The organism is Actinomadura napierensis, from assembly GCF_039529375.1.
GTDB classification, from domain to species: Bacteria; Actinomycetota; Actinomycetes; order Streptosporangiales; family Streptosporangiaceae; genus Spirillospora; species Spirillospora napierensis.
In genome coordinates this window covers 1-513 of sequence record NZ_BAAAMR010000441.1, presented here as the reverse complement: position 1 = coordinate 513, position 513 = coordinate 1, and the positions used below count along the sequence as shown (strand labels likewise).

1 pseudogene is annotated in these 513 nt (G+C 37.6%); it reads left to right on the top strand.

Going from position 1 to position 513, the window contains the following annotated elements:
- Positions 1-513, top strand: a pseudogene (locus ABD296_RS50380) (esterase-like activity of phytase family protein); the annotation flags it as partial.

The following is a 513-nucleotide window of genomic DNA, read 5'->3' as shown; positions in this document are numbered from 1 at the left end:
CAAAAAAACTTTAATCGCATTATTATGCTGTGCCAGTTTAGGATTGACGGCATGTAACGATGATAACGATCAAGATCAAACTTCACCTACTGAAAACGTTACCGAACCAACTCTAATTTCTTTTGCTAAGTTACCTGTAGAAACTTATGCTGCTGGACCAGACTCAGGGGCATATGTGAAAGGTGCAAATGGAATTTATCCTCCGTTTAAAGGTCAACCTGTACAGGGATTTTCTGCAGCATTAAAAAATGAAGATGGCAGTTATATGGCAATGGCCGATAACGGTTTTGGCACTCAAGATAATTCATCAGACTTTTTACTTCGTATTTATAAAATAAAGCCTGATTTCAAAACTAAAACTAAAGGCACCGGTCAAGTTAATGTACAAAGTTTTATCCAACTGCGTGATCCGAATAAATTAATTCCATTTAATATCATCAATGGTAATACACCTGAGCGTTTATTAACGGGTGCTGATTTTGACCCAGAGTCGATGCAGCGTACTACTGATGG